This window comes from Enterobacter cloacae complex sp. I2, from assembly GCF_014896205.1.
GTDB classification, from domain to species: domain Bacteria; phylum Pseudomonadota; class Gammaproteobacteria; order Enterobacterales; family Enterobacteriaceae; genus Enterobacter; species Enterobacter quasihormaechei.
On sequence record NZ_JADBRA010000012.1, the window covers coordinates 1 to 24874 of the forward strand.

The 24874-nt window shown below is 56.4% G+C and carries 25 protein-coding genes and 1 tRNA gene; 11 read left to right on the forward strand and 15 right to left on the reverse strand.

What is annotated here, in order from left to right; translation table 11 throughout:
* Both IM300_RS11910 and IM300_RS11915 read left to right on the forward strand, forming a co-directional pair.
* Positions 1–76, forward strand: a tRNA-Lys gene (locus tag IM300_RS11910).
* Between the two features lie 137 nt (positions 77–213).
* Complete coding sequence (locus IM300_RS11915) at positions 214–555, forward strand: FlxA-like family protein (RefSeq protein ID WP_193036650.1); 342 nt, start codon at positions 214–216, stop codon at positions 553–555.
* Here IM300_RS11915 and IM300_RS11920 read toward each other — a convergent pair.
* The gene (locus tag IM300_RS11920) at positions 546–1487 is read right to left on the reverse strand and encodes a LysR family transcriptional regulator (protein ID WP_193036652.1); all 942 of its coding nucleotides are present in this window, start codon (positions 1485–1487) and stop codon (positions 546–548) included. The genes IM300_RS11915 and IM300_RS11920 overlap by 10 nt on opposite strands.
* Before the next feature lie 89 nt (positions 1488–1576).
* Between IM300_RS11920 and IM300_RS11925 the strand changes: the two genes are divergently transcribed.
* Complete coding sequence (locus tag IM300_RS11925) at positions 1577–2572, forward strand: bile acid:sodium symporter family protein (protein WP_063450452.1); 996 nt, start codon at positions 1577–1579, stop codon at positions 2570–2572.
* Here IM300_RS11925 and IM300_RS11930 read toward each other — a convergent pair.
* The 3 genes from IM300_RS11930 to zipA form a co-directional block, all read right to left on the reverse strand.
* Entirely contained in the window at positions 2569–2784 is a 216-nt protein-coding gene (locus IM300_RS11930; protein WP_063450453.1) for a DUF3820 family protein, read from the reverse strand. The genes IM300_RS11925 and IM300_RS11930 overlap by 4 nt on opposite strands.
* 1 nt (position 2785) lies before the next feature.
* The gene (gene ligA, locus IM300_RS11935) at positions 2786–4801 is read right to left on the reverse strand and encodes an NAD-dependent DNA ligase LigA (RefSeq protein ID WP_107533453.1); all 2016 of its coding nucleotides are present in this window, start codon (positions 4799–4801) and stop codon (positions 2786–2788) included.
* 68 nt (positions 4802–4869) lie between these two features.
* A complete protein-coding gene (gene zipA, locus IM300_RS11940) occupies positions 4870–5889 on the reverse strand; it encodes a cell division protein ZipA (RefSeq protein ID WP_107533454.1) in 1020 nt (339 codons plus the stop codon).
* Positions 5890–6118: 229 nt separating this feature from the next.
* On the opposite strand from zipA, the gene cysZ reads away from it, so the two are divergent.
* The 5 genes from cysZ to crr all read left to right on the forward strand — a co-directional run bounded on the left by cysZ (position 6119) and on the right by crr (position 10910).
* The gene (cysZ, locus tag IM300_RS11945; RefSeq protein WP_063868105.1) at positions 6119–6880 is read left to right on the forward strand and encodes a sulfate transporter CysZ; all 762 of its coding nucleotides are present in this window, start codon (positions 6119–6121) and stop codon (positions 6878–6880) included.
* Between the two features lie 163 nt (positions 6881–7043).
* The gene (gene cysK / locus IM300_RS11950; protein WP_193036654.1) at positions 7044–8015 is read left to right on the forward strand and encodes a cysteine synthase A; all 972 of its coding nucleotides are present in this window, start codon (positions 7044–7046) and stop codon (positions 8013–8015) included.
* A 317-nt stretch (positions 8016–8332) separates the two neighbouring features.
* A complete protein-coding gene (gene ptsH / locus IM300_RS11955) occupies positions 8333–8590 on the forward strand; it encodes a phosphocarrier protein Hpr (RefSeq protein WP_000487600.1) in 258 nt (85 codons plus the stop codon).
* Positions 8591–8635: 45 nt separating this feature from the next.
* On the forward strand, positions 8636–10363 hold the full coding sequence (ptsI, locus tag IM300_RS11960) for a phosphoenolpyruvate-protein phosphotransferase PtsI (protein ID WP_006811455.1): 1728 nt from the start codon (positions 8636–8638) through the stop codon (positions 10361–10363).
* Positions 10364–10406: 43 nt separating this feature from the next.
* Positions 10407–10910, forward strand: coding sequence for a PTS glucose transporter subunit IIA (gene crr, locus IM300_RS11965; RefSeq protein ID WP_022648946.1), 504 nt, complete (start codon positions 10407–10409; stop codon positions 10908–10910).
* A 44-nt stretch (positions 10911–10954) separates the two neighbouring features.
* On the opposite strand, the gene pdxK is transcribed toward crr, so the two are convergent.
* The 10 genes from pdxK to IM300_RS12015 form a co-directional block, all read right to left on the reverse strand.
* Complete coding sequence (gene pdxK, locus IM300_RS11970) at positions 10955–11791, reverse strand: pyridoxine/pyridoxal/pyridoxamine kinase (protein WP_107533456.1); 837 nt, start codon at positions 11789–11791, stop codon at positions 10955–10957.
* 5 nt (positions 11792–11796) lie between these two features.
* Positions 11797–12708, reverse strand: coding sequence for a cysteine synthase CysM (gene cysM, locus IM300_RS11975; protein ID WP_193033421.1), 912 nt, complete (start codon positions 12706–12708; stop codon positions 11797–11799).
* Between the two features lie 115 nt (positions 12709–12823).
* Entirely contained in the window at positions 12824–13918 is a 1095-nt protein-coding gene (gene cysA, locus IM300_RS11980; protein ID WP_102751460.1) for a sulfate/thiosulfate ABC transporter ATP-binding protein CysA, read from the reverse strand.
* Positions 13908–14783, reverse strand: a complete 876-nt coding sequence (gene cysW, locus IM300_RS11985) for a sulfate/thiosulfate ABC transporter permease CysW (RefSeq protein WP_063868095.1) — start codon at positions 14781–14783, stop codon at positions 13908–13910. Before cysW ends, cysA begins: the two co-directional genes overlap by 11 nt.
* On the reverse strand, positions 14783–15616 hold the full coding sequence (cysT, locus tag IM300_RS11990) for a sulfate/thiosulfate ABC transporter permease CysT (RefSeq protein WP_063868093.1): 834 nt from the start codon (positions 15614–15616) through the stop codon (positions 14783–14785). The genes cysW and cysT overlap by 1 nt, the downstream gene beginning before the upstream one ends.
* The gene (locus tag IM300_RS11995) at positions 15616–16629 is read right to left on the reverse strand and encodes a sulfate ABC transporter substrate-binding protein (protein WP_193036656.1); all 1014 of its coding nucleotides are present in this window, start codon (positions 16627–16629) and stop codon (positions 15616–15618) included. The genes cysT and IM300_RS11995 overlap by 1 nt, the downstream gene beginning before the upstream one ends.
* 175 nt (positions 16630–16804) lie before the next feature.
* Positions 16805–17704 (reverse strand): Dyp-type peroxidase, encoded by a 900-nt coding sequence (locus tag IM300_RS12000; RefSeq protein ID WP_063450462.1) that lies wholly within the window; start codon positions 17702–17704, stop codon positions 16805–16807.
* Positions 17705–17796: 92 nt separating this feature from the next.
* Positions 17797–18372 (reverse strand): RpoE-regulated lipoprotein, encoded by a 576-nt coding sequence (locus tag IM300_RS12005; protein WP_193036657.1) that lies wholly within the window; start codon positions 18370–18372, stop codon positions 17797–17799.
* Between the two features lie 63 nt (positions 18373–18435).
* Complete coding sequence (locus IM300_RS12010) at positions 18436–18885, reverse strand: DUF2919 domain-containing protein (protein ID WP_193036659.1); 450 nt, start codon at positions 18883–18885, stop codon at positions 18436–18438.
* Positions 18872–19297, reverse strand: coding sequence for a GNAT family acetyltransferase (locus tag IM300_RS12015; RefSeq protein WP_148420004.1), 426 nt, complete (start codon positions 19295–19297; stop codon positions 18872–18874). Before IM300_RS12015 ends, IM300_RS12010 begins: the two co-directional genes overlap by 14 nt.
* 212 nt (positions 19298–19509) lie before the next feature.
* Between IM300_RS12015 and amiA the strand changes: the two genes are divergently transcribed.
* Together amiA and hemF are read left to right on the forward strand one after the other, a co-directional pair.
* Positions 19510–20385, forward strand: coding sequence for an N-acetylmuramoyl-L-alanine amidase AmiA (gene amiA / locus IM300_RS12020; protein ID WP_023314619.1), 876 nt, complete (start codon positions 19510–19512; stop codon positions 20383–20385).
* Complete coding sequence (gene hemF / locus IM300_RS12025; protein WP_131636510.1) at positions 20385–21284, forward strand: oxygen-dependent coproporphyrinogen oxidase; 900 nt, start codon at positions 20385–20387, stop codon at positions 21282–21284. The genes amiA and hemF overlap by 1 nt, the downstream gene beginning before the upstream one ends.
* A gap of 64 nt (positions 21285–21348) precedes the next feature.
* Here the strand turns inward: hemF and maeB are convergent, their stop codons facing one another.
* A complete protein-coding gene (maeB, locus tag IM300_RS12030; RefSeq protein WP_102751463.1) occupies positions 21349–23628 on the reverse strand; it encodes an NADP-dependent oxaloacetate-decarboxylating malate dehydrogenase in 2280 nt (759 codons plus the stop codon).
* Between the two features lie 286 nt (positions 23629–23914).
* Between maeB and tal the strand changes: the two genes are divergently transcribed.
* Positions 23915–24865, forward strand: a complete 951-nt coding sequence (gene tal / locus IM300_RS12035) for a transaldolase (protein WP_193036661.1) — start codon at positions 23915–23917, stop codon at positions 24863–24865.
* Positions 24866–24874 lie beyond the last annotated feature (9 nt).

Below are 24874 nucleotides of genomic sequence, written 5' to 3' on the forward strand. Positions count from 1 at the left end.
GGGTCGTTAGCTCAGTTGGTAGAGCAGTTGACTTTTAATCAATTGGTCGCAGGTTCGAATCCTGCACGACCCACCAATGTAAAAAAGCGCCCTAAAGGCGCTTTTTTGCTATCTGCGATATAACACATCCCCATTGCAGCCAGACCGCTTGTTTTACTCAAGCTCACGCCTTCTTTGCCGATACCTCTATTTTATGGCGAAAAGGATCTCAATATGACAACTCTTAAGCCCGTTTCTCTGTCGGCGATGGACATCGGCAGCGTCGACAACAGCTCCGGCGGAAACGATATTGCTTCCCGGATCACCCGTCTGACCAAACAGATAACGAAAGTCACTCAGCAGCTCAAAGAAGTCGCCATGGGTGATGCCACGGCAGAAGAGAAGCATAAGCAGCAGGAATTACTCGAATCTCAGCTGGCTATGTTGCAGGCACAGCTGGCGCAATTGCTGCGTCAGCAGGCAGAAGAGGCAATGCCAAAACAGGAAAACGGTCAGGCCGTGGCGGAAGGCATCAATAAGCCCTCCGCAGACCATATGGTTGATATCTACATCTGATCGCTGTTTTCGTTAAAGAGCGGATCGCGCGTGCGGGCCTCCATCAAACGCCCGGCCTGCATGCGCACCACATCCCAGCAGGCGTGCGCCGCTCCAGAAAGAGACCTGTTTTTACGGCGTACCAGCATCAGCTGGCGTTCAATACAGGGCAAGAAACGCTTCACCGTTAAACGACTCCCCTGCGGCAGTGGCAGCGCCAGCGCCGGCAGAACGCTGATGCCAATCCCCGCTTCGACCATCGGGAACAGCGTGGCAGGATGCCCAATTTCCTGCACAATGGTTGCCTTAACGCCCTGCGCGGCCAGTGCGGCATCTATCAGCGGACGGCTGCCTGAAGCATAATCCTGTAGCACCAGGTTTGCCCCCTGCAAGGCTTGCCAGGTCACCTGCGGCAGCGATGCCAGGGGGTCATCATCGCGGCAGAGCAATAAAAAGGGCTCCGAGAGCACCACTTCACATTCCAGGTCGCTTACCGCTCCGGGGTCAATGACAATCCCGAAATCCACGTCTCCCTGACGAATACTCTCCAGCACCCACTGCTGCGGCCTGTCGTGCAAAACAAAATCGATATCCGGATAGCGGTGATTACTTTCCGCAATGCACTGAGGAATAAGATGCGCCGAAATCGTCTGGCTCGCCGCGACTCTCACGGTGCCGGAAAGCTGTTGCCCGAGCCGCCCGACATCCCGCAGCGTACTGTTCAGCTCATCCAGCAGCCTCTCCAGACGCGTTGCCAGCTGCTGTCCCGCTTCGGTGAGCACCACTTCTCGCGTCGTACGGTCGAGCAGCTTCACCCCGGTTTGCGTTTCAAGCTCCTTAACGCTATGGCTCACCGCCGACTGGCTGAGGCCAATGATCTCCCCTGCCCGGCTAAAGCTGCGGGCCTGCGCGACGGTGACGAAAACGCGAAGCTGGCGTAACGAATAATTCATCTGTTTAATTCATGAATGGATGCAATAAATCAATTTTATTTCTCAAAGGGAAGAAAGCACAATAGCGACATCTGTTTTCAGGAGTGATTATGAAACTTTTTCGTATCCTTGATCCGTTCACGCTGACCCTGATTGGTGTCGTCTTGCTGGCCTCGTTTTTCCCGGCGCGAGGCAGTTTTGTGCCCGTTATTGAAGGCGTGACCACGGCAGCCATTGCCCTGCTGTTCTTTATGCATGGCGCCAAGCTTTCCCGGGAGGCCATTATTGCAGGCGGTAGCCACTGGCGACTGCACCTCTGGGTAATGTGCAGCACCTTTATCCTCTTCCCGGTACTGGGCGTGCTGTTTGCCTGGTGGGCGCCGGTGAATGTCGACCCCGCGCTGTATTCCGGCTTCCTCTATCTGTGCATTTTGCCGGCCACGGTGCAGTCCGCTATTGCTTTTACCTCGCTGGCGGGCGGCAACGTCGCGGCGGCGGTTTGCTCTGCTTCCGCTTCCAGCCTGCTGGGGATCTTCGTTTCACCGCTGCTGGTCGGTCTGCTGATGAACATGCACGGTGCGGAGGGCAACCTGGAACAGGTGGGTAAAATTTGTCTGCAACTGCTGCTGCCGTTTGTGCTCGGACACTTATCCCGCCCCTGGATTGGGGAGTTTGTGGCGAAACACAAAAAATGGATCGGCAAAACGGATCAAAGCTCCATTCTGCTGGTGGTTTACACGGCCTTTAGCGAAGCCGTTGTGAACGGCATCTGGCACAAGGTGGGCGCCGGATCGCTGCTGTTTATTGTGGTGGTGAGCATTGTTCTGCTGGCCATTGTCATCGCGGTAAACGTCTTTGTGGCCCGCAGGTGCGGCTTCAATAAGGCCGATGAAATCACCATCGTTTTCTGCGGGTCGAAAAAGAGCCTGGCTAACGGGATCCCGATGGCCAATATCCTGTTCCCGACGTCGGTCATTGGGATGATGGTGCTGCCGCTGATGATTTTCCATCAGATCCAGCTGATGGTGTGTGCGGTGCTGGCGCGGCGCTATAAGGCGCAGACGGAAAAGCTGGCGCAGGAAGAGACCCGCGCCGCGAAAGCTTAAGGACGCTTCAGGGGCTGAACCAGCTGGGTCAGCCCCTCAGTCTTGATCACTAACGTGATAGCCATCAGCTCGCCCAGACGCCCGGCGGGGAACTCATCCTTACGGGCAAACCACAGCAGATACTCTTCCGGTAAATCAATCAGCCTGCGGCCCTTATATTTACCGAACGGCATCTCCGTATTGGCGATCTCAACGAGCTGCTCTTTTTCCACGTTATTCTCCTAACAGGCGCATCATTTCGTCTTCGTCGATCACCTCGATGCCGAGCTCCTGTGCTTTGGCCAGCTTCGAGCCGGCCGCTTCCCCGGCAATCACCAGATCGGTTTTCTTCGACACACTGCCCGCCACTTTCGCCCCCAGCGCCACCAGGCGGGCCTTCGCGTCATCGCGCGAAAGCTGACTCAGGCTACCGGTCAGCACCACCGTTTTACCGGCAAACGGGCTGTCGATCTCGTCGGCATTCACTACTACCGGGGCGGGCCAGTGAATCCCCTGCTCCAGTAATTTACCGATCACCTCACGGTTGCTCTCTTCGGCGAAAAAGTTAAAGACGTGGGTGGCGACCACGATGCCGACATCCGGGACTTTCTGTAGCTCGTCAATGCTGGCTTTCTCCAGCGCCTCTAGCGTGCCGAAATACGCCGCCAGCCCCGCCGCCGTCGCCTCCCCGACTTCACGAATGCCGAGCGCGTAGAGGAATCGGGCAAAGGTGGTGTTTTTGGCTGCCTCAAGCGCGTTGACGACGTTCTGGGCGGATTTCGGTCCCATACGATCGAGGCCGGTCAGCTTGCCTGCCGTCAGCGTAAAGAGGTCCGCTGGCGTATGGACATACTCTTTCTCAACTAACTGGTCGATGATCTTGTCACCCATTCCGTCCACGTCCATCGCCCGACGTGAGACGAAGTGCTTCAGGGACTCTTTACGCTGCGCGCCGCAGATTAACCCGCCCGTACAGCGCGTTACCGCTTCGCCTTCCACGCGCTCCACGTCAGAACCACATACCGGACAGTGGGCCGGAAACTCGATGGCGCGGGTGTCGGCAGGACGCTCTGACTCCACAACGTTGACCACCTGCGGGATCACGTCGCCCGCGCGGCGAATCACCACTTTGTCACCGATGCGCAGGCCCAGGCGGGCAATTTCATCGGCGTTATGCAGCGTGGCGTTGCTCACCAGCACGCCGGCCACCTGTACAGGCTCCAGACGCGCTACCGGCGTAATCGCCCCCGTACGCCCTACCTGAAACTCCACGTCGCGAACGAAGGTCATCTGCTCCTGCGCCGGGAACTTAAAGGCCACCGCCCAGCGCGGCGCACGGGCCACAAACCCTAACTGTTCCTGCAACGCCAGGGAGTTAACCTTGATCACCACGCCATCAATATCAAACCCGAGTGTGGGGCGATCCTCTTCAACCTTACGGTAGAACGCCAGCACCGCCTCCGGAGAGTCGCAGAGCTGCACGCGGTTGCTTACCGGTAACCCCCACTCTTTGAACTGCAATAAGCGCCCGAGATGGGTATCTGGCAGCTCGCCGCCCTCCAGGATCCCGACGCCGTAGCAGAAGAAAGTAAGCGGTCGCTTCGCGGTGATGCGCGGATCGAGCTGACGCAGAGAACCTGCCGCCGCGTTACGCGGGTTAGCAAACACTTTTCCCCCGGTACGACGCGCTTCTTCATTGATCTTTTCAAAGCCCGCCTGCGGAAGAAACACCTCCCCGCGCACTTCCAGCCGGGCTGGAATGTTCTCGCCACGCAGCTTCAGCGGGATCGCACGTATGGTGCGCACGTTGGTGGTGATATCTTCCCCGGTGGTGCCATCGCCGCGCGTTGCGGCGCGCACCATCACGCCGTTCTCATAAAGAATGCTGACGGCCAGACCGTCCAGCTTCAGCTCGCAGCACCAGCTCAGATTGTCGACACTCTTCAGGCGATCCTGCACGCGCTTATTGAAAGCCAGAAAACTCTCTTCATCAAAAACGTTATCCAGCGACAGCATCGGCACTTCGTGACGCACCTGGCTGAAAGCGCCCAGCGGCTCGGCGCCGACGCGCTGCGTCGGGGAGTCTGGCGTAATCAGCTCCGGGTGCTGCGCTTCCAGTTCGCGCAGTTCACGCATCAGGCGGTCATATTCCGCATCCGGCACTTCCGGTGCATCCATAACATGATAGAGATATTCATGATGGCGAAGCGTGGTTCGCAGTTCAGTAAGTTGTTGTTCGATTGAGTCCATATCGCACCATCAATGAGAAAAACCCCCGACAAGCGGGGGTTGAGGAGGGGTTGACGTTAACGCGACGATTACGCGTTCGCTTCCTTAACTTCGCGGATGCGGTCCTGATATTCGCGCAGTTTCTGCGGCGTCATCATTCGACGCTGATCGTCGAGCACCACACCGCCCACTTCGTCGGCGATGTGCTGAGCGGACTGTAGCATCAGCTTAAAGTTTTGCAGTTCGTCACCGTAGGACGGCACCTGCATAAAGATCGTTACGCCTGGCGTGACGAAATCACCGGTCATTTCCGGGTCAAACGTGCCTGGATTCACCATATTGGCCAGGCTAAACAGTGCCGGGCCGCTGCCGTCAGGACTCAGGTGGCGATGGAAAATATTCATGTCGCCGAACTTGAAGCCTGCCTGCTGGATGCTGTTAAGCAGCACGTCACCGTTCAGATGGGTGCCGTGATGGGCAGCCACGTTCATGATGATCACTGCTTCTTTACGCTGCGGCTTTTCAACAACCGGTTCTGGCGCTGCTACCGGCTCTGGCTCAACGCGCGGAGCGGGCTGTGTTGCAGGCGGTACGGGTTCAGGCTGCGGCTGCGGTTGCTGCACTGGCTGCGGCTGCTGTACCGGCTGTGGCTGCTGAGCCGGCTGCGGCTGTTGCACTGGCTGAGCAGGCTGATGCACAGGTTGCGGCTGTACAGGCTGTGGCGCAACGGGCTGCGGTTGCACAGGCTGCTGCGGCGGATGACGCACAGGTTCTTCCACTGGCGGCGGCGCTGGCTGGCGCGGCTGGGCAGAGGCATACGGTGGTTGATACTGGTGCTGCGGAGCGCGGGGAGCTTCATGCTCTCCATGCGCTGCGCCGGGCGCAGTATTGACCCGATGAACACGGACTTCACCCACGCCGTCGTCGTCAAGGCCGTCGACGTCGTCTTCCACGTCATCGTCGTCACGACTGGACTTCATGCGCTTCAGTGGACGATCGCGAAACATAGAAGAACGCTCTTTACGGCTGGTCCAGAAACCATGTACCAGTAAAGCGATTATGGCGATCGCGCCAACAATGATTAATATCAGACGCAAATCCTGCATCATTATATTCTCTGTTGTTCTAACACCTTGCCACCACGGCAAACATTTACTCACTAAGAGTATTTGCCGTTTACGTCAAGTGCAAGTGTATGCAGAGCATTCACAGCATAAAGATGAACTAAATCGTGCTTTTTGCTGGTTTTTCGAACATTTCCGAACTGGTCATTGGCCCGTAACTGGATAATATAGGCGGGCAATTCCACTGGTTGTGTAAAAAGGAGTACAGCCTGGTATGGTTTCAACATCTTCTTCTGCCCCACGTAGCGGGGTCTGGTATTTTTCACAGGGCTGGAAACTGGTCTCCCTGCCGGGCATTCGACGCTTCGTTATTTTGCCGCTGCTGATCAACATTCTTCTGATGGGGGGCGCGTTCTGGTGGTTGTTCACCAGGCTGGAAAGCTGGATCCCTTCCCTGATGAGCTATGTGCCGGACTGGTTACAGTGGCTTGACTACCTGCTCTGGCCGATAGCGGTCATTTCCGTGTTGCTGGTTTTCGGCTATTTCTTTTCGACGATAGCAAACTGGATAGCCGCGCCGTTCAACGGTCTGCTGGCCGAACAGCTGGAAGCGCGCCTGACCGGTGCGACCCCGCCTGACACGGGCGTACTGGGGATCATGAAGGATATCCCGCGCATCATGAAGCGCGAGTGGCAGAAATTTGCCTGGTACCTGCCGCGCGCGATTGTGCTGCTTATCCTTTATTTCATCCCTGGTATCGGCCAGACGGTGGCACCCGTGCTGTGGTTCCTGTTCAGCGCCTGGATGCTCGCTATCCAGTACTGCGACTACCCGTTCGATAACCATAAGGTGCCGTTTAAAGAGATGCGCACCGCCCTGCGCACTCAGAAGGTTGCCAATATGCAGTTCGGCGCGCTCACCAGCCTGTTCACCATGATTCCATTCCTGAATCTGTTCATCATGCCCGTTGCCGTTTGCGGCGCGACGGCAATGTGGGTGGACTGCTACCGTGCTAAGCACGCGTTATGGAAATAATGCAAAAATGTGTAAAAGAGGGGTGGCTTATGCCGCCCCTTATTCCATACTGATCCCCATTATTTCCTTGCAGCATATAGATATGCGATTTCCTTACTTCCCCATACTTATTCAACAGGTATGCTGGGTCGGTATCCCAATTTCATACAGTTAAGGACAGGCCATGAGTAAGATTTATGAAGACAACTCGCTGACTATCGGTCATACGCCCCTGGTTCGACTGAACCGTATCGGTAATGGACGCATTCTGGCGAAGGTCGAATCTCGTAACCCAAGCTTCAGCGTGAAATGCCGTATCGGTGCAAATATGATTTGGGATGCTGAAAAACGTGGCGTGCTGAAGCCCGGCGTTGAGCTGGTGGAACCGACCAGCGGTAACACCGGTATTGCCCTGGCCTACGTTGCGGCGGCACGCGGCTATAAGCTGACGCTGACCATGCCTGAAACCATGAGCATTGAGCGTCGCAAGCTGCTGAAAGCGCTGGGTGCGAATCTGGTCCTGACCGAAGGCGCGAAAGGCATGAAGGGTGCGATTCAGAAAGCGGAAGAAATCGTCGCCAGCGATCCGGCAAAATATCTGCTACTTCAGCAGTTCAGCAATCCGGCCAACCCGGAAATTCATGAGAAAACCACCGGTCCGGAAATCTGGGAAGATACCGACGGCCAGGTTGATGTCTTTATCTCCGGCGTAGGTACCGGCGGTACGCTGACCGGCGTGTCTCGCTATATTAAAGGCACGAAAGGTAAAAAAGATCTGATTACCGTTGCCGTTGAGCCAACGGACTCACCGGTTATCGCTCAGGCGCTGGCGGGAGAAGAAATTAAGCCAGGCCCGCATAAAATTCAGGGCATCGGCGCAGGCTTTATTCCGGGCAACCTGGATCTGAAGCTGATCGATAAAGTGGTTGCCATTGCCAATGAAGAAGCCATCTCCACGGCGCGTCGCCTGATGGACGAGGAAGGCATTCTGGCGGGCATCTCTTCCGGCGCGGCGGTTGCGGCTGCCCTCAAACTTCTGGAAGATGAAACCTTTACCAATAAGAATATTGTGGTTATCCTGCCTTCTTCGGGTGAGCGTTACTTGAGCACCGCACTGTTTGCCGATCTCTTCACGGAGAAAGAACTGCAACAGTGATGCCAGTATGTTAAAAACGCGTAAAAAAGCACCTTTTCAGGTGCTTTTTTGTGGCCTGCTTCAAACTTTTACCCCTCCTGGCATTGCTTCACCCCGTTGGGTCTGGTATTTAAACCAGCAATTATTTTGATGCGCGAAATTAATCAGTGAACGAAATAGCGCTGCTGAATCGATTTTATGATTTGGTTCAAGTCTTGCTTTCACTGCATAATGTTTAATGACGATTGAAACGTCAGCGCTAACAATACAGGCTAAAGTTAAGTCGCCAGGCTAGACTTTAGTTCCACAACACTAAACCTATAAGTTGGGGAAATACAATGTTCCAGCAAGAAGTTACCATTACCGCTCCGAACGGTCTGCACACCCGCCCTGCTGCTCAGTTTGTTAAAGAAGCGAAAGGCTTCACTTCTGAAATCACTGTGACTTCCAACGGCAAAAGCGCTAGCGCAAAAAGCCTGTTCAAACTGCAAACTCTGGGCCTGACTCAGGGTACCGTTGTTACCATTTCTGCTGAAGGTGAAGACGAGCAGAAAGCAGTTGAGCATCTGGTTAAGCTGATGGCTGAACTCGAGTAAGTTTACCGGGTTCTTTTCAATATCAGTCACAAGTAAGGTAGGGTTATGATTTCAGGCATTTTAGCATCCCCGGGTATCGCTTTCGGCAAAGCACTGCTGCTGAAAGAAGACGAAATCGTCATTGACCGGAAAAAAATTTCTGCCGACAAGGTTGATCAGGAAGTTGAACGTTTTCTGAGCGGTCGTGCCAAGGCATCTGCGCAACTGGAAGCGATTAAAACTAAAGCTGGTGAAACTTTCGGTGAAGAAAAAGAAGCCATCTTCGAAGGGCACATTATGCTGCTTGAAGATGAGGAGCTGGAGCAGGAAATCATAGCCCTGATTAAAGATAAAGGCATGACGGCCGACGCGGCTGCGCATGAAGTTATCGAAGGTCAGGCTTCTGCCCTGGAAGAGCTGGACGATGAATACCTGAAAGAGCGTGCGGCTGACGTACGTGACATCGGTAAGCGCCTGCTGCGCAACATCCTGGGTCTGGCCATCATCGATCTGAGCGCGATTCAGGACGAAGTGATCCTGGTTGCCGCTGACCTGACCCCGTCTGAAACCGCACAGCTGAACCTGAACAAGGTGCTGGGTTTCATTACCGATGCAGGTGGCCGTACTTCCCACACCTCAATCATGGCGCGTTCTCTGGAACTGCCAGCTATCGTGGGTACCGGTAGCGTCACCTCGCAGGTGAAAAACGACGACTATCTGATTCTGGATGCCGTAAACAACGTGGTTTACGTCAATCCAACTAACGATGTGATCGAGCAGCTGCGTTCCGTTCAGGAGCAGGTTGCCACCGAGAAAGCGGAACTCGCTAAACTGAAAGACCTGCCGGCCATCACGCTGGACGGCCATCAGGTTGAAGTGTGCGCTAACATCGGTACCGTACGCGACGTTGACGGCGCTGAGCGCAACGGTGCGGAAGGTGTAGGTCTGTATCGTACTGAATTCCTGTTCATGGACCGCGACGCACTGCCAACTGAAGAAGAGCAGTTTGCCGCGTACAAAGCGGTTGCCGAAGCGTGTGGCTCACAGGCCGTAATCGTTCGCACCATGGACATCGGCGGCGACAAAGAGCTGCCGTACATGAACTTCCCGAAAGAAGAGAACCCGTTCCTGGGCTGGCGTGCCGTGCGTATCGCCATGGATCGCAAAGAGATCCTGCGTGACCAGGTTCGCGCAATCCTTCGTGCTTCCGCTTTCGGTAAACTGCGCATCATGTTCCCGATGATCATCTCTGTTGAAGAAGTGCGTGCACTGAAGAAAGAGATTGAAATCTACAAGCAGGAACTGCGTGACGAAGGTAAAGCGTTTGACGAGTCAATCGAGATTGGCGTGATGGTGGAAACACCGGCAGCCGCGACCATTGCGCGTCATTTAGCCAAAGAAGTTGATTTCTTTAGTATCGGTACCAATGATTTAACGCAGTACACCCTGGCAGTTGACCGTGGTAATGATATGATTTCACATCTCTACCAGCCAATGTCGCCGTCTGTACTGAATTTGATCAAGCAAGTTATTGATGCTTCTCATGCAGAAGGTAAATGGACTGGCATGTGTGGTGAGCTTGCAGGCGACGAACGTGCTACACTTCTGTTGCTGGGTATGGGTCTGGACGAATTCTCTATGAGCGCCATTTCCATCCCGCGCATCAAGAAGATTATCCGTAACACGAACTTCGAAGATGCGAAGGTATTAGCAGAGCAGGCTCTTGCTCAACCGACAACGGACGAGTTAATGACGCTGGTTAACAAGTTCATTGAAGAAAAAACAATCTGCTAATCCACGAGATGCGGCCCAAATTACTGCTTAGGAGATAAGTCTAATGGGTTTATTTAGTAAACTGTTCGGTGACAAAAGCAATAGCGACTCCGGAACTATTGAGATTGTTGCTCCGCTCTCCGGCGAGATCGTCAACATCGAAGACGTGCCGGATGTAGTGTTTGCTGAGAAAATCGTTGGTGATGGCATTGCTATCAAACCAACTGGCAACAAAATGGTTGCTCCAGTTGACGGTACCATTGGTAAGATTTTTGAAACCAACCATGCGTTCTCTATCGAATCTGATAGCGGTATCGAACTGTTCGTTCACTTCGGTATCGACACCGTTGAACTGAAAGGCGAAGGCTTCAAACGTATCGCGGAAGAAGGCCAGCGTGTGAAAGTTGGCGACCCGGTGATTGAATTCGATCTGCCACTGCTGGAAGAAAAAGCGAAGTCTACCCTGACTCCGGTTGTTATCTCCAACATGGACGAAATCAAAGAGCTGATCAAACTGTCTGGCAGCGTTACCGTGGGTGAAACCCCGGTTATCCGCATCAAGAAGTAATTCTTGCCGCACGGTAAAATGGCGCCTTTGGGCGCCATTTTTGTTTATGCAGGCAGAATAAGCTCGTCGTAGCCTTTCGACTGCGTGTAGATCATCACGTCAGTCACTCTGTCACCCGCCATGCGAATGGCGTCAGCCACGGTTTTCCCCCCGACGATACCGCTCACCAGCTCCGAACAGAAGAGATCGCCCGTCCCTTTCAGGTCCGTCTCTACGCGCGGGTGCGCGCTTACGGTAACGCCCTCTTCGCTGACCAGCACCACGTGGATATTCTGCGGATCGTCAGCCACTGGCGCGCTGGTAATGGCTACCCACTTCAGCGTGTCGGAGAGCAGCCCCTGCGCGGCGGCGATGGCGCTCTCTGGCGTACGGCACGATTTACCGCTCAACACTTCCAGCTCATACACATTGGGCGTAATGCCCTGGGCCAGCGGCAGCAGGTGCTCACGGTAGGCTTCAGGAATTTCAGGTTTCACGTACATCCCGCTGTCGACATCCCCGATTACCGGGTCAACCAGCACCAGCAAATCGGGATGCTGTACCTTTATCGCCTTTAGCCACTGCGCCAACAGCACGATCTGGCTGGCGCTGCCCATATAGCCGGTCGTGACCGCTTTTAGCTCGCGCAGGATCTCCCGCTCTTCCAGCGCCTTAAGGTAGCCGCTGAACCACTCATCCGGGATGACACCGCCGTAGAAGGTATCGTAGTGCGGCGTATTGCTGAACAGCACCGTTGGCACGGCGGTAACGTTCAGCCGGTGGGTGCGAATATTCGGCACCGCGATGCTGTTGCCTACGCTGCCGTACACCACCTGCGACTGTACGGCGACAATATCGGTTTGCTGCGCCCGGGTATTATCCCGGAATAAAATCATCTCCATGACGCTTAGATCCCCGCCCCCTGCGAATAACTCTCTTCACCAAAGACGCCGGTAGACAGGTAACGATCGCCGCGATCGCAAATAATCGCAACCACCACCGCTCCCGGCGTGGACTTGGCCACCCGGATCGCGCCCGCTACGGCACCGCCAGAGCTGACGCCGCAGAAGATGCCTTCACGCACGGCCAGCTCACGCATGGTATTTTCCGCCTCGCGCTGATGAATATCCAGCACCTGGTCCACAAGCTGCGCATTAAAGATGCCCGGCATATACTCCGCGGGCCAGCGGCGAATGCCCGGAATACTGCTTCCCTCTTCCGGTTGCAGGCCGACAATCGTCACCGGGCTTGCCTGCTCGCGCAGAAAGCGTGACACACCGGTGATCGTGCCCGTGGTGCCCATGCTGGAGACAAAGTGGGTGATACGCCCGTCGGTTTGCTGCCAGATTTCCGGGCCGGTGGTGGTGTAGTGCGCGTACGGGTTGTCCGGATTGTTGAACTGGTCGAGCAGCTTGCCTTCCCCGCGCCCGGCCATCGCCAGCGCCAGGTCGCGCGCCCCTTCCATCCCCTGCTCTTTGCTCACCAGAATCAGCTCGGCCCCGTAGGCGCGCATGGCGGCCCGGCGCTCCTGGCTCATGTTGTCCGGCATCAGCAGCTTCATGCGATAGCCCTTCAGCGCGGCAATCATCGCCAGTGCGATACCGGTATTACCGCTGGTGGCTTCAATTAACACGTCTCCGGGCTTTATCTCGCCGCGCTTTTCGGCCTGGACAATCATCGACAGCGCCGCCCGGTCTTTTACCGAGCCTGCCGGGTTATTGCCTTCGAGTTTGACCCAGATTTCGCTGCCGTTGTCTGGCACCATGCGCTGAAGTTTGACCAGAGGGGTGTTGCCGATGGTGTTTTCTAATGTATTCATGATCGCTGTCCAATAAAAAGCCCGGTGGCGCGCATCGCTTACCGGGCCTACAGACGTCATATTGTAGGCCGGGTAAGCGCAGCGCCACCCGGCAAAACTACGTAATCCTAACCTATCAGGCTGACTCCGCCAGAGCAATATCCTCGCGCGTCTCGATGCGCTCGTTGCCGTGATAAATGCGCGCGTGTTGCAGCCCCACAAACAAGCGTTCCCCCCGGTGTGGCGGCTCGTCGTCACGCATAACCACGGTCAGCGGCTCGGTATACCAGCCCAGCGGCTGAACGACCAACTGGGTGTAGTGACCTTTGGGGCTCGCTTCCAGCACCTGCACCGGGAGCGGTGAATCCAGGCTGGTACGGCGGCTGACGTCCACTTCCCACGGACGCAGGAACAGATCGACCGGCCCCTGATGCGCCGAGGTGTAGCCCAGCGGCCAGCGGTGCGCGCCAACGTGGAACTGACCGCCGCGAATGGTGCCCTGAAGACGGTTCACCTCGCCCATAAACTCCAGCACGAAGCGGGTCGCCGGTTCACGCCAGAGCTGCTCTGGCTCGTCAACCTGCTCAATGTTGCCCTGACTCATCACCACCACGCGGTCGGCCACTTCCATCGCCTCTTCCTGATCGTGGGTCACGAAAACGCTGGTGAACTGGAGCTCTTCATGCAGCTGACGCAGCCAGCGGCGCAGCTCTTTTCGCACCTGCGCATCCAGCGCGCCGAACGGTTCATCCAGCAGCAAAATTTGCGGCTCAACGGCCAACGCGCGCGCCAGCGCCACGCGCTGCTTCTGTCCACCCGAAAGCTGGGCCGGGAAGCGGTCCGCCAGGTGAGCCAGCTGCACCATCTCCAGCAGTTTGGTCACTTTCGCTTTGATGGTGGCCGCATTCGGACGCTCACGACGCGGCAGTACGGTCAGGCCAAACGCGATGTTGTCGAATACCGTCATGTGGCGGAACAGGGCGTAATGCTGGAACACAAAGCCCACCTTACGGTCGCGGGCATGCAGGCGGCTAACGTCCGTACCGTGGAAGCGGATATGTCCGCTGGTCTGATGTTCAAGCCCGGCGATAATACGCAGCAGCGTGGTTTTACCGGAGCCAGACGGCCCCAGCAGCGCCACCATTTGTCCGGAAGGGATATCCAGCGAGATATCATTCAGCACCTGGGTGCGACCAAAAGACTTCTTAATATTGGCAATCTCAATGCTCATGATTTCCCTCCTGATGCTGACGTTTTTCCTGATTCTCTAAACGCCACTGCACCACACTCTTCAAAAACAGGGTCAAAATCGCCATCAGCGTCAGCAACGCTGCGGCAGTAAAGGAACCGACGGTGTTGTAGTCCTGTTCCAGTAATTCAATCTGTAGCGGCAGCGACAGGGTTTCGCCGCGAATCGAGCCGGATACCACCGACACCGCGCCAAACTCTCCAATCGCACGGGCGTTGGTCAGCACCACGCCGTAAAGCAGCGCCCAGCGGATATTCGGCAGCGTCACGCGGCGGAACATCTGCCAGCCGGAGGCGCCCAGCAGCACGGCCGCTTCATCCTCATGGCTGCCCTGGCTTAACATCACCGGCACCAGCTCGCGCACCACGAACGGACAGGTCACAAAGACCGTCACCAGCACCATGCCCGGCCAGGCAAACATAATTTGCAGGTCGTGTTCATCCAGCCAGCCGCCCAGCGGGCCGTTAGAGCCGTAAAACAGCAGATAGACCAGACCGGCCACCACCGGCGACACCGCAAACGGGATATCCAGCAGGGTCAGCAGCAGCTGACGCCCCGGGAAGTTAAAGCGGGTCACCAGCCAGGCCAGCAATACGCCAAACACCAGGTTCACCGGGACGGTGATCAGGGCAATCATCACCGTCAGCCAGATGGCGTTGAGCATGTCCGGATCGGCCAGGTTTTGCAGCGCGGGCATAATCCCTTTGCTGAAGGCCTGAACGAAGATGTACACCATCGGCACAACGAGAATGAAGGCAGAGACCAGCACGCCCGTACCAATCAGAAACCATTTGCCCCAGTTGATGCGGGGCGCGTCATAGCGCTTCAATTGCGTAACTTCCGCCATCAGTGACCTACCACACGTCGACCAAAGCGACTTTGCAGAGTGTTAATCGAGAACAGCAGCAGCAGCGACGCGGCAAGGATCACCGAGGCAATCGCGCTCGCGGCCGGATAATCAAACTCCTGCAAACGGACAAAAATCATCAGCGAGGTCACTTCGGTTTTCCACGCGATGTTCCCGGCGATAAAAATGACCGCACCAAATTCACCGAGGCTGCGGGTAAACGAGAGCGCAATACCCGCCAGCAGGGCCGGAGAAAGTTCCGGCAGCACTACCTTGCGGAAGCTTTGCCAGCGCGTGGCCCCCAGCGTTTCCGCGGCCTCTTCGTATTCGGGGCCTAATTCTTCCAGCACCGGCTGCACGGTACGCACCACAAACGGGATGCTGGTAAAGGCCATCGCTACCGCGATACCGAGCCAGGTATAGGTCACTTTGATATCAAACTTCGCCAGCCATTCGCCGTAGAAGCCGTTTACGGAGAACAGCGACGCCAGCGTCAAGCCAGCCACCGCCGTCGGCAACGCAAACGGCAGATCCATCAACGCGTCGAGCAGCGTACGGCCCGGGAAGCGATAGCGGGTTAAGATCCACGCCATCAGCAGGCCAAACACGCCGTTGAAAATCGAGGCCACGAACGCCGACAGCAGCGTGACCTTGTAGGCCGCCACCACCTGCGGGTTGGTGACCACTTCCCAGTACTGGGACCAGCTCATCTCAGAGAGCTGCACCACCAGCGCGCTGAGCGGCAACAGCAAAATCAGACAGACGAACAGCAGGCTGGTCCCGAGGCTTAAGGTAAAGCCCGGCAGCACGCGTCTGGAGGAGACTGCAAACATTACTTACGCCCCGCCGCCAGCAGTTTGTCTAACTCACCGCCGCTGGCAAAATGGGTTTTCATTACCTCAGGCCAGGCGCCGAAATGGTCTTCCACGCGAAACAGCGCGGTCTGCGGGAATTTATCCTTCAGCTTGTTCATTACGTCCGGATTGTTGACGCGGTAGTAATAGTCAGTAATCACCGTCTGCGCCTGCGGGCTGTACAGATAGTTGAGATAGGCTTTTGCGGCCTTTTCGGTGCCGTTAGCCTTAACGTTTTTATCCACCCACGCCACCGGGAACTCGGCCAGAATATTAGTTTTCGGGATAATGACCTCAAACCCCTGCGCTTCATACTGCTTGCGGATGTTGTTCACTTCAGATTCGAAGCTGATCAGCACGTCGCCCAGCCCGCGCTCGGCGAAGGTGGTGGTTGCGCCACGGCCGCCGGTATCAAACACCTCGACGTTTTTCAGGAACTGGGTCATAAACTGTTCGGTTTTCGCTTTATCGTTACCGTCAGCTTTGTCCGCCGCGCCCCACGCTGCCAGGTAGGTATAACGCGCGTTGCCGGAGGTTTTCGGGTTCGGGAAGATCAGCTTTACGTCAGAACGCACCAGGTCGTTCCAGTCGTGAATGTTTTTCGGGTTGCCCTTGCGCACCAGGAAGCCCATGGTGGAGTAGAACGGTGAGCTGTTGTTCGGCAGGCGGCTTTGCCAGTCCGCCGGGATCAGCTTGCCTCTGTCGTGCAGGATCTGCACGTCCGTCACCTGGTTATAGGTCACCACATCCGCCTTCAGCCCCTGCAAAATGGCCAGCGCCTGCTTGGACGAGCCGGCGTGAGACTGTTTGATGGTCAGCTTGTCGCCGTTGTTCTCTTTCGCCCACTGCTGTTCGAAGGCGGGATTAAGGGCGGCAAACAGCTCGCGCGAAACATCATAAGAACTGTTCAGTAACTCAGTTGCCTGCGCCTGCGCCACCAGCAGTAAACCTGCCAGTGCCAGCGATCCTTTTTTCAGTACAGTAATGGCCATTGCGCGCCCTTATAAATGTGATGACTATCTTATAGTCATAATATTTATAACGGAGTCTAAAGGAGTAACGGTTTTATATACCGTTTGGTGATTTGGAAGCAGAAAAGGGAATAAGGGTGCGGGAGAAATTGCCGGGTGGCGCTAACGCTTACCCGGCCTCTATGTGGAGTGCGTTTTACAGCGCCAGCAGGCGCTCAACGGACGGCGCAAAGTAGTAGCCGCCGGTGACCGGGCGGGTGAAGCGCAGCATGGCGTCGCGCTTGCCGTCGGTATCGCCAAACATGCTCAGCAGCTGCTGTTCAATGTTATAGAGGCGCGCGCAGTAGGCGCAGAAGTACAGGCCATGCGTACCGCTTGCGGTGCCGTACGGCAGGCTCTGGCGAACAATCTTCAGCCCCTTACCGTCTTCTTTAAGATCAACGCGGGTCAGGTGGGACGTCACCGGACGCGCATCGCCATCAATCTCTTCATTAGCGTCTTTGGTGCGGCCAATCATCATCTCCTGGTCATGCACGCTCATGCGGTTAAGCTGCTTGAGGTTATGCTCCCAGCGCTGGACAAACACATAGCTGCCGCCCGCGTCCACGCCGTCCTTGATAACAGCCACGTCGCGACGCGTCTCTTCCCCGGCCGGGTTTTCGGTGCCGTCGACGAAGCCGCTTAAATCGCGCTCTTCCACCCAGCGGAAACCGTGGATTTCTTCCTGCACGTTAATGCTGTCACCAAAGGCTTCAATCGCTGCCTGAGCGACGGAGAAGTTCACGTCGTGGCGCAGGGAGAGAATGTGGATCAGCACGTCGTACTGGGTGGCTGGCGCGAGACCTTTACCATAAGGAATGAAGTCCTTCAGCTCTTCCGCGCCTTCGCCGCCGCTCAGCTGACGCCAGACGGTGTTGCCGAAGGCCACTACCGCGCCCAGATGGGCTTCCGGGAATTTGGCCTGGAAGGTGGCCAGTTTATCAACGAAAATTTTGCTGGCCCCGCGCAGGGCATCCACGTCCCCGTTGACGTTGGCTTCAATCCAAATCGCCGCGCGGCAATGTTCTGGCAAAATGCCACTCTGAACCTGAGACATCGCTCCTCCTGAAAAAAAGATGCCACGACAGCGTGGCATTGATGGCGGCTATTATACCCGGATTTCAGCGAGGCGGTTTGCTCAGGCGCAAATTACTGCTTCCAGATAATTTTGCTCACTTTCCACTTTTTCAGGGTGTCGTCAGACGGCATTAACCCTTCCGGACCGTTCCAGGTGCCGCTGAAAACGTAGCTGATGTGTTGGCTTCCTTCGGCCTTACACTCAACCGCGACGCTGTCGTCCGACGGCGCGCTGGCGCAGTGGCCAAACGCTTTCTGATAGAGTTCGCCAAACGGCGTTCCCACCTTCACGCCACCCGAGGCTGGAATAGCTTCATCCATCACCGCGATGCGGGTTACCGTGCCTTTATCGCCGTTAATGACCATCGCCACCTTGTCGTCTTTCAACGCTTCGAAATAGCGCACGATGTTGCCGTTCTCGGTTTTCATGCCGCTGCGCAGGCGATAATCACCGCCGATGGCATCCTGAATGGCGTCCTGATCCAGTGCCGTCGAGGCGGTGATGTTGCCCACGCCCTGCTCGGTCACTTCCATTGAGGAGCCAAACCAGTTCCACGGATAGGCCGCAGACCAGTTGATGGAGGAGAGCGTGGAACAGCCGGTTAACGCCAGCGGGAGAGCGCATAAAAGTAAACGCAGCGATTTCATTGAGACGTCCTTACGTAGTAAATCAACGCTAGTTGGAGTGCGGTATCGGCAAAAAGTGCCGTGTTAATCTGACTCTTGCGTAAAACAGGCGCGTAAACGGGGGTTAGTGAGTAACCACAGCAGCGCGACAATATCCGCCACCACCAGCGCAATTCCGATACCGGAAAGCGGCTCGCCGTACAGCCAGAGCACGGGTTGCCAGACCAGGAGCACAACCTGCGCCAGGATCAGCAGCCAGCGAAGCGCGCGCCAGAAGCGTGGAATGGCCTGCCGCCGTCCGCTGCACAGAAACGCCAGGACCGCCGGTACGCCGGGCAGCAACCCCAGCCAGAACGCATTGTGATCGGGATAAAAGAGATTCAGTAATGTATCGCCCTGCCCGCGCGAGGCGCCAGCCATCACGAACAGCACCCAGGTTCTGGCCTGCAACAGCAGAACGCACCAGAACAAAAAAGGCAGACGCAGACGACCGTAAACATCATAGTCGCCGGGGTGGAACTCAGTACTCTTCATCTTCGATCAGGCGCTTACCCAGCGTCAGCACGTCCGCGTGCTCGTAACCCAGACGTTCATACATGCCCAGCACCACGTCGTTATCTTCCCGGACCATAATCTGGATTTTCGGGCAGCCACGGGCGATCAGCTTCTTTTCCAGACGGTTAAGCAAAGCATTGGCGATGCCGCGCGCACGATATTCCGGGTGTACGCCCAGATAGTAGGCCGACCCGCGGTGGCCGTCATATCCGCCCATCACCGTCCCGACCACCTCGCCGTTGACCTCCGCGACCAGAAACAGACTGACGTCGTGATTCAACTTGCGTTCGATATCCATTTCCGGATCGTTCCACGGACGCAGCAGATCGCAGCGCTCCCAAAGGGTGATGACCTCTTCGAAATCTTCCTGGCGAAAAACGCGTATCTCCATGGTATTAACCGCCTTTTCGGGTTTAAAAACAGTGATTATGGCGTGAACGCCGCGTTTAGCCAATAACCAGCGAAAATCGTCTAAAAATTTGGCATAATGTCACTTTGTCACGTATTGAAATGAAAAGTAAAACAATTCTCAATAAGGACTGTCGTAACGGTAAACACGATACGATATAACACCAGGACCTCATTTTTTAGTATTCAGGCCGCATGAGCACATTCAAACCATTAAAAGCACTCACATCGCGTCGTCAGGTTCTCAAAGCGGGGCTGGCGGCCTTAACGTTAACGGGCATCGCAAAGCAGGCTCAGGCAAAAGAAGAGAGCACGCTTAAAACCAGTAACGGACACAGCAAGCCGAAAACCAAAAAAGCCGGCGCAAAGCGTCTGGTCATGCTCGATCCGGGCCACGGCGGGATCGACACCGGCGCCATTGGCCGAAACGGTTCGAAAGAAAAACACGTCGTGCTGGCAATTGCAAAAAATGTGCGCGCAATTTTACGCAGCAACGGTATTGACGCCCGCCTGACGCGCACGGGCGACACGTTTATTCCGCTGTACGACCGCGTGGAAATTGCCCACAAGCACGGCGCCGACCTGTTTATGTCCATTCACGCGGATGGCTTCACAAACCCTTCCGCCGCCGGCGCGTCGGTGTTTGCGCTCTCCAACCGCGGTGCCAGTAGCGCCATGGCGAAATACCTTTCCGACCGCGAAAACCGCGCGGATGAAGTGGCCGGTAAAAAAGCGACCGACAAAGATCATCTGTTGCAGCAGGTGCTGTTCGACCTTGTGCAGACGGACACCATCAAAAACAGCCTGACGCTCGGCTCGCATATCCTCAAGCGGATCAAGCCCGTGCACCGCCTGCACAGTAAAAGCACCGAGCAGGCCGCGTTTGTGGTGCTGAAGTCCCCGTCCATTCCGTCCGTGCTGGTTGAAACCTCGTTCATTACCAACCCGGAAGAAGAGCGCCTGCTCGGCACTAAGGCGTTTCGTCAAAAGATCGCGAACGCCATCGCCTCCGGGGTGATCAGTTATTTCAACTGGTTCGATAACCAAAAAGCGCACTCCAGGAAACGTTGATGAAACCCAATGCACAGCTGGTCAAAACCTTCCTGATGCAGTTGCAGGATGAAATTTGCCAGAAACTGACCGCCGCAGACGGCGGTGAATTTCAGGAAGACGCCTGGCAGCGCGACGCGGGCGGCGGCGGGCGCAGCCGCGTGCTGCGTAACGGCGGTATTTTTGAACAGGCCGGCGTCAATTTCTCCCATGTACACGGCGAGGCAATGCCGGCATCCGCTACGGCGCATCGGCCCGAGCTGGCGGGGCGCAGCTTCGAGGCGATGGGCGTCTCGCTGGTGGTGCATCCGCATAACCCGTTTGTGCCAACCAGTCACGCCAACGTGCGCTTTTTCATCGCGGAAAAACCGGGAGCCGATCCGGTCTGGTGGTTTGGCGGCGGTTTTGACATGACCCCCTATTACGGCTTTGAAGAGGACGCCGTGCACTGGCACACCACCGCGCGCGACCTCTGCCTGCCGTTTGGTGAAGACGTTTACCCGAAATACAAAAAGTGGTGCGATGACTATTTCTATCTGAAGCACCGTGACGAGCAGCGCGGCATCGGCGGGCTGTTCTTTGACGATCTGAATACCCCGGATTTTGATACCGCGTTCAGCTTTATGCGCGCGGTGGGTGACGGCTTTACCGACGCCTATCTGCCGATTGTCGAACGCCGCAAAAATACCGATTACGGGGTGCGCGAACGTGAGTTCCAGCTTTACCGCCGCGGGCGCTACGTAGAGTTCAACCTGGTGTGGGATCGCGGGACGCTGTTTGGCCTGCAAACCGGTGGACGCACGGAGTCCATTCTGATGTCGATGCCGCCACTGGTGCGCTGGGAATACAGCTACGCGCCAAAAGAAGGCAGCCCGGAGGCTGCCTTGAGTGAGTTCCTTAAAGTACGCGACTGGATTTAACTGCCGGATGGCGCTGCGCTTATCCGGCCTACTCAATCCCCAGGTCGGGTAAGCAAACGCGCCCTTACAGCGGCTGCGTCTGCGCCTCAACCACCGCCAGCGCCACCATGTTCACGATACGACGCACGGAGGCAATCGGCGTTAACACATGCACCGGTTTTGACACCCCCATCAGTACCGGCCCTACGGTCACCCCTTCAGAACTCGATACGCGCAGCAGGTTGTAGCTGATACGCGCCGCTTCCACGTTCGGCATGATCAACACGTTCGCCGAGCCTTTCAGCGGGCTGTCCGGCATGCGCTCATTACGAATGCTCTCCACCAGCGCGGCATCGCCGTGCATCTCGCCGTCAATCATCAGCTCCGGCGCGCGTTCGCGCACCAGCTCCAGCGTCTGGCGCATCTTGCACGCCGCAGCGGATTTGGATGATCCGAAGTTAGAGTGCGACAGCAGCGCCACTTTCGGTTCGATACCAAAGCGGCGCACGGTTTCCGCCGCCATCACGGTGATCTCCGCCAGTTCGTCCGGGGTTGGATCGTCGTTAACGTAGGTATCGGCGATAAAGGTGTTACCGCTCGGCAGCAGCAGCGCGTTCATAGCTCCGGCAGTATGGACGCCCTCGCGATAGCCGAAGATCTCCTGCACCACGCTGAAATGCTCGTGGTATTCACCGATGGTGCCGCAGATCAGCGCATCCGCCTCACCGCGGTGTACCATGATCGCGCCGATCACCGTGGTATTGCTGATCACCGCCCGCTGCGCCTGCTCCTGGGTGATCCCACGACGCTTCATGATCGAATAGTATTCGTTCCAGTACTCTTTGAAGCGCGGATCGGATTCATTGTTAACGATCTCAAAGTCCACGCCCGGCTTAATTTGCAGGCCCAGCTTCTGAATACGCATCTCGATCACGCTCGGACGACCAATCAGGATCGGTTTCGCCAGCCCTAAAGTGATCAGCTCCTGTGTGGCATGCAGCACGCGCGCCTCTTCCCCTTCCGCCAGCACCACGCGCTTCGCGTCGGCGCGCGCCTGGGAGAAGATCGGCTTCATAAACAGGTTGGTTTTGTAGACGAACTCGGTGAGCTTATCGACGTAGGCATCGAAATCGTCAATAGGACGCGTCGCTACGCCGGAGTCCATCGCCGCTTTGGCCACCGCTGGCGCGATCTTCACGATCAGACGCGGGTCAAACGGTTTTGGAATGATGTAGTCCGGACCGAAGCTCAGATCCTGATCGCCATAGGCGGAGGCGACCACTTCGCTCTGTTCGGCGTGCGCCAACTCCGCGATGGCGTGAACGGCGGCCAGCTTCATCTCTTCGTTGATTGCCGTGGCGCCCACGTCCAGCGCGCCGCGGAAGATGAACGGGAAGCAGAGCACGTTGTTCACCTGGTTCGGATAGTCCGAACGGCCGGTGCAGATGATGGCGTCTTCACGCACCGCCTTCGCCAGCGGCGGCAGAATTTCCGGTTCCGGGTTCGCCAGCGCCAGGATCATTGGCGCGCGCGCCATCTTCTGCACCATCTCCTGGGTCAGCACTTTCGGGCCTGAACAGCCGAGGAAGATATCCGCGCCGTCAATCACCTCCTCCAGCGTGCGCTTGCCGTCGTCTTCAACCGCGTACGCCGCCTTGGTTTCCGCCATGTTCGGCTCGCGGTCTTTGTAAATCACGCCCTTGGAGTCGCAAACCACGATGTTGTGTTTCTGCATCCCCAGCGCCACCAGCAGGTTCATACAGGCGATAGCCGCGGCGCCCGCGCCGGACACCACCATGCGCACGTCGGAGAGATTTTTCTCCACCACGCGCAGGCCGTTGAGAATGGCGGCGGTACTGATAATCGCCGTCCCGTGCTGGTCGTCATGGAACACGGGAATGTTCATACGCTCGCGCAGTTTCTGCTCGATATAGAAACATTCCGGCGCTTTGATATCTTCCAGGTTGATGCCGCCGAAGGTCGGCTCCAGCGCCGCCACCACGTTGATAAATTTATCCGGATCCAGCTCGTCCACTTCGATGTCAAACACGTCGATACCGGCAAATTTCTTAAACAGCACGCCCTTGCCTTCCATCACCGGCTTACCGGCCAGCGCGCCGATATTCCCTAACCCCAGCACCGCCGTACCGTTAGAGATCACCGCCACCAGGTTGCCGCGCGCGGTGTATTTGTAGGCTGCCAGCGGATCTTTTTCGATTTCCAGGCACGGGGCAGCCACGCCCGGCGAGTAGGCCAGCGCCAGATCGCGCTGGGTCGCCAGCGGTTTGGTAGGGGAAACCTGGATTTTACCCGGAACAGGAAACTCGTGAAAATCGAGAGCGCTTTGTTTTAACTGATCATCCATCTTGTTATTCCTTTCACATTTCGGTCAAAAAGGGTGATGTCGACGGTCCTGTGCACACCCTGGTGTGCCGCATAGTATCGCCGCAGGCAGGCTCCTAAACTTTGAAGGCTGCCAAACTCTCACCATTGCAGAATAAAAATTGTTATCAATTTATAACAGCCATGTTACCCGTCTCAGAGGGCAATGCCTCCCCCGTCTGCTATGCTTTTTTGTTAAGTCCATCATGATTTTCTCAGAAGTGTGAACTAACGCACTCGACTAACTCTTTTATTTCCAAGGAGTAATTATGAACCAGCTAGACGGCATCAAACAATTTACCACCGTGGTTGCAGACAGCGGCGACATCGAGTCGATTCGTCACTATCAGCCGGAAGACGCGACCACCAACCCCTCGCTGCTGCTCAAGGCGGCGGGGCTTGCGCACTTTAGTCATCTGATTGATGACGCTCTTACCTACGGCAAACAGCGCGGGAAAACGCAGGAGCAGCAGGTCGCCGAAGCCAGCGACAAGCTGGCGGTCAATATCGGTGCGGAAATTCTTAAAAGCATTCCGGGACGCGTCTCCACCGAAGTGGACGCCCGCCTCTCGTTCGACCAGGAAAAGAGCATTAACAAGGCTCGCCGCCTGGTGGAGCTCTATCAGGAGCAGGGAATCGATAAGTCGCGCATTCTGATTAAGCTTGCGTCCACCTGGGAAGGTATCCGCGCGGCAGAAGTGCTGGAAAAAGAGGGGATCCACTGCAACCTGACGCTGCTGTTCTCGTTTGCCCAGGCGCGTGCCTGTGCCGAAGCGGGCGTGTTCCTGATCTCCCCGTTTGTCGGACGTATCTACGACTGGTATCAGGCGAAACAGCCGATGGATCCGTACGTGGTGGACGAAGATCCGGGCGTGAAATCGGTGCGTAATATCTACGACTATTACAAGCAGCACCGCTATGAAACCATCGTGATGGGGGCCAGCTTCCGCCGCACCGAGCAGATCCTCGCGCTCGCGGGCTGCGACCGCCTGACCATCTCCCCTGACCTGCTGAAAAAGCTACAGGAGAGCGATGAAACGGTGATCCGCAAGCTGGTGCCAACCTCTACCGTGCTGCCAAAACCGAAAGCCATGACCGAAGCGGAATTCCGCTGGGAGCACAATCAGGATCCAATGGCCGTGGAAAAACTGGCGGACGGCATCCGTCAGTTCGCCGTCGACCAGCGCAAACTCGAAGATCTTCTTGCCGCCAAACTTTAACCTTGCCAC

Bases quoted from the DNA above. Each gene is read 5' to 3' on its own strand.
- IM300_RS11915 (WP_193036650.1), top strand. From the start codon at position 214: ATGACAACTCTTAAGCCCGTTTCTCTGTCGGCGATGGACATCGGCAGC.
- IM300_RS11920 (WP_193036652.1), bottom strand. From the start codon at position 1,487: ATGAATTATTCGTTACGCCAGCTTCGCGTTTTCGTCACCGTCGCGCAG.
- IM300_RS11925 (WP_063450452.1), top strand. From the start codon at position 1,577: ATGAAACTTTTTCGTATCCTTGATCCGTTCACGCTGACCCTGATTGGT.
- ligA (WP_107533453.1), bottom strand. From the start codon at position 4,801: ATGGACTCAATCGAACAACAACTTACTGAACTGCGAACCACGCTTCGC.
- zipA (WP_107533454.1), bottom strand. From the start codon at position 5,889: ATGATGCAGGATTTGCGTCTGATATTAATCATTGTTGGCGCGATCGCC.
- cysZ (WP_063868105.1), top strand. From the start codon at position 6,119: ATGGTTTCAACATCTTCTTCTGCCCCACGTAGCGGGGTCTGGTATTTT.
- cysK (WP_193036654.1), top strand. From the start codon at position 7,044: ATGAGTAAGATTTATGAAGACAACTCGCTGACTATCGGTCATACGCCC.
- ptsH (WP_000487600.1), top strand. From the start codon at position 8,333: ATGTTCCAGCAAGAAGTTACCATTACCGCTCCGAACGGTCTGCACACC.
- ptsI (WP_006811455.1), top strand. From the start codon at position 8,636: ATGATTTCAGGCATTTTAGCATCCCCGGGTATCGCTTTCGGCAAAGCA.
- crr (WP_022648946.1), top strand. From the start codon at position 10,407: ATGGGTTTATTTAGTAAACTGTTCGGTGACAAAAGCAATAGCGACTCC.
- pdxK (WP_107533456.1), bottom strand. From the start codon at position 11,791: ATGGAGATGATTTTATTCCGGGATAATACCCGGGCGCAGCAAACCGAT.
- cysM (WP_193033421.1), bottom strand. From the start codon at position 12,708: ATGAATACATTAGAAAACACCATCGGCAACACCCCTCTGGTCAAACTT.
- cysA (WP_102751460.1), bottom strand. From the start codon at position 13,918: ATGAGCATTGAGATTGCCAATATTAAGAAGTCTTTTGGTCGCACCCAG.
- cysW (WP_063868095.1), bottom strand. From the start codon at position 14,783: ATGGCGGAAGTTACGCAATTGAAGCGCTATGACGCGCCCCGCATCAAC.
- cysT (WP_063868093.1), bottom strand. From the start codon at position 15,616: ATGTTTGCAGTCTCCTCCAGACGCGTGCTGCCGGGCTTTACCTTAAGC.
- IM300_RS11995 (WP_193036656.1), bottom strand. From the start codon at position 16,629: ATGGCCATTACTGTACTGAAAAAAGGATCGCTGGCACTGGCAGGTTTA.
- IM300_RS12000 (WP_063450462.1), bottom strand. From the start codon at position 17,704: ATGTCTCAGGTTCAGAGTGGCATTTTGCCAGAACATTGCCGCGCGGCG.
- IM300_RS12005 (WP_193036657.1), bottom strand. From the start codon at position 18,372: ATGAAATCGCTGCGTTTACTTTTATGCGCTCTCCCGCTGGCGTTAACC.
- IM300_RS12010 (WP_193036659.1), bottom strand. From the start codon at position 18,885: ATGAAGAGTACTGAGTTCCACCCCGGCGACTATGATGTTTACGGTCGT.
- IM300_RS12015 (WP_148420004.1), bottom strand. From the start codon at position 19,297: ATGGAGATACGCGTTTTTCGCCAGGAAGATTTCGAAGAGGTCATCACC.
- amiA (WP_023314619.1), top strand. From the start codon at position 19,510: ATGAGCACATTCAAACCATTAAAAGCACTCACATCGCGTCGTCAGGTT.
- hemF (WP_131636510.1), top strand. From the start codon at position 20,385: ATGAAACCCAATGCACAGCTGGTCAAAACCTTCCTGATGCAGTTGCAG.
- maeB (WP_102751463.1), bottom strand. From the start codon at position 23,628: ATGGATGATCAGTTAAAACAAAGCGCTCTCGATTTTCACGAGTTTCCT.
- tal (WP_193036661.1), top strand. From the start codon at position 23,915: ATGAACCAGCTAGACGGCATCAAACAATTTACCACCGTGGTTGCAGAC.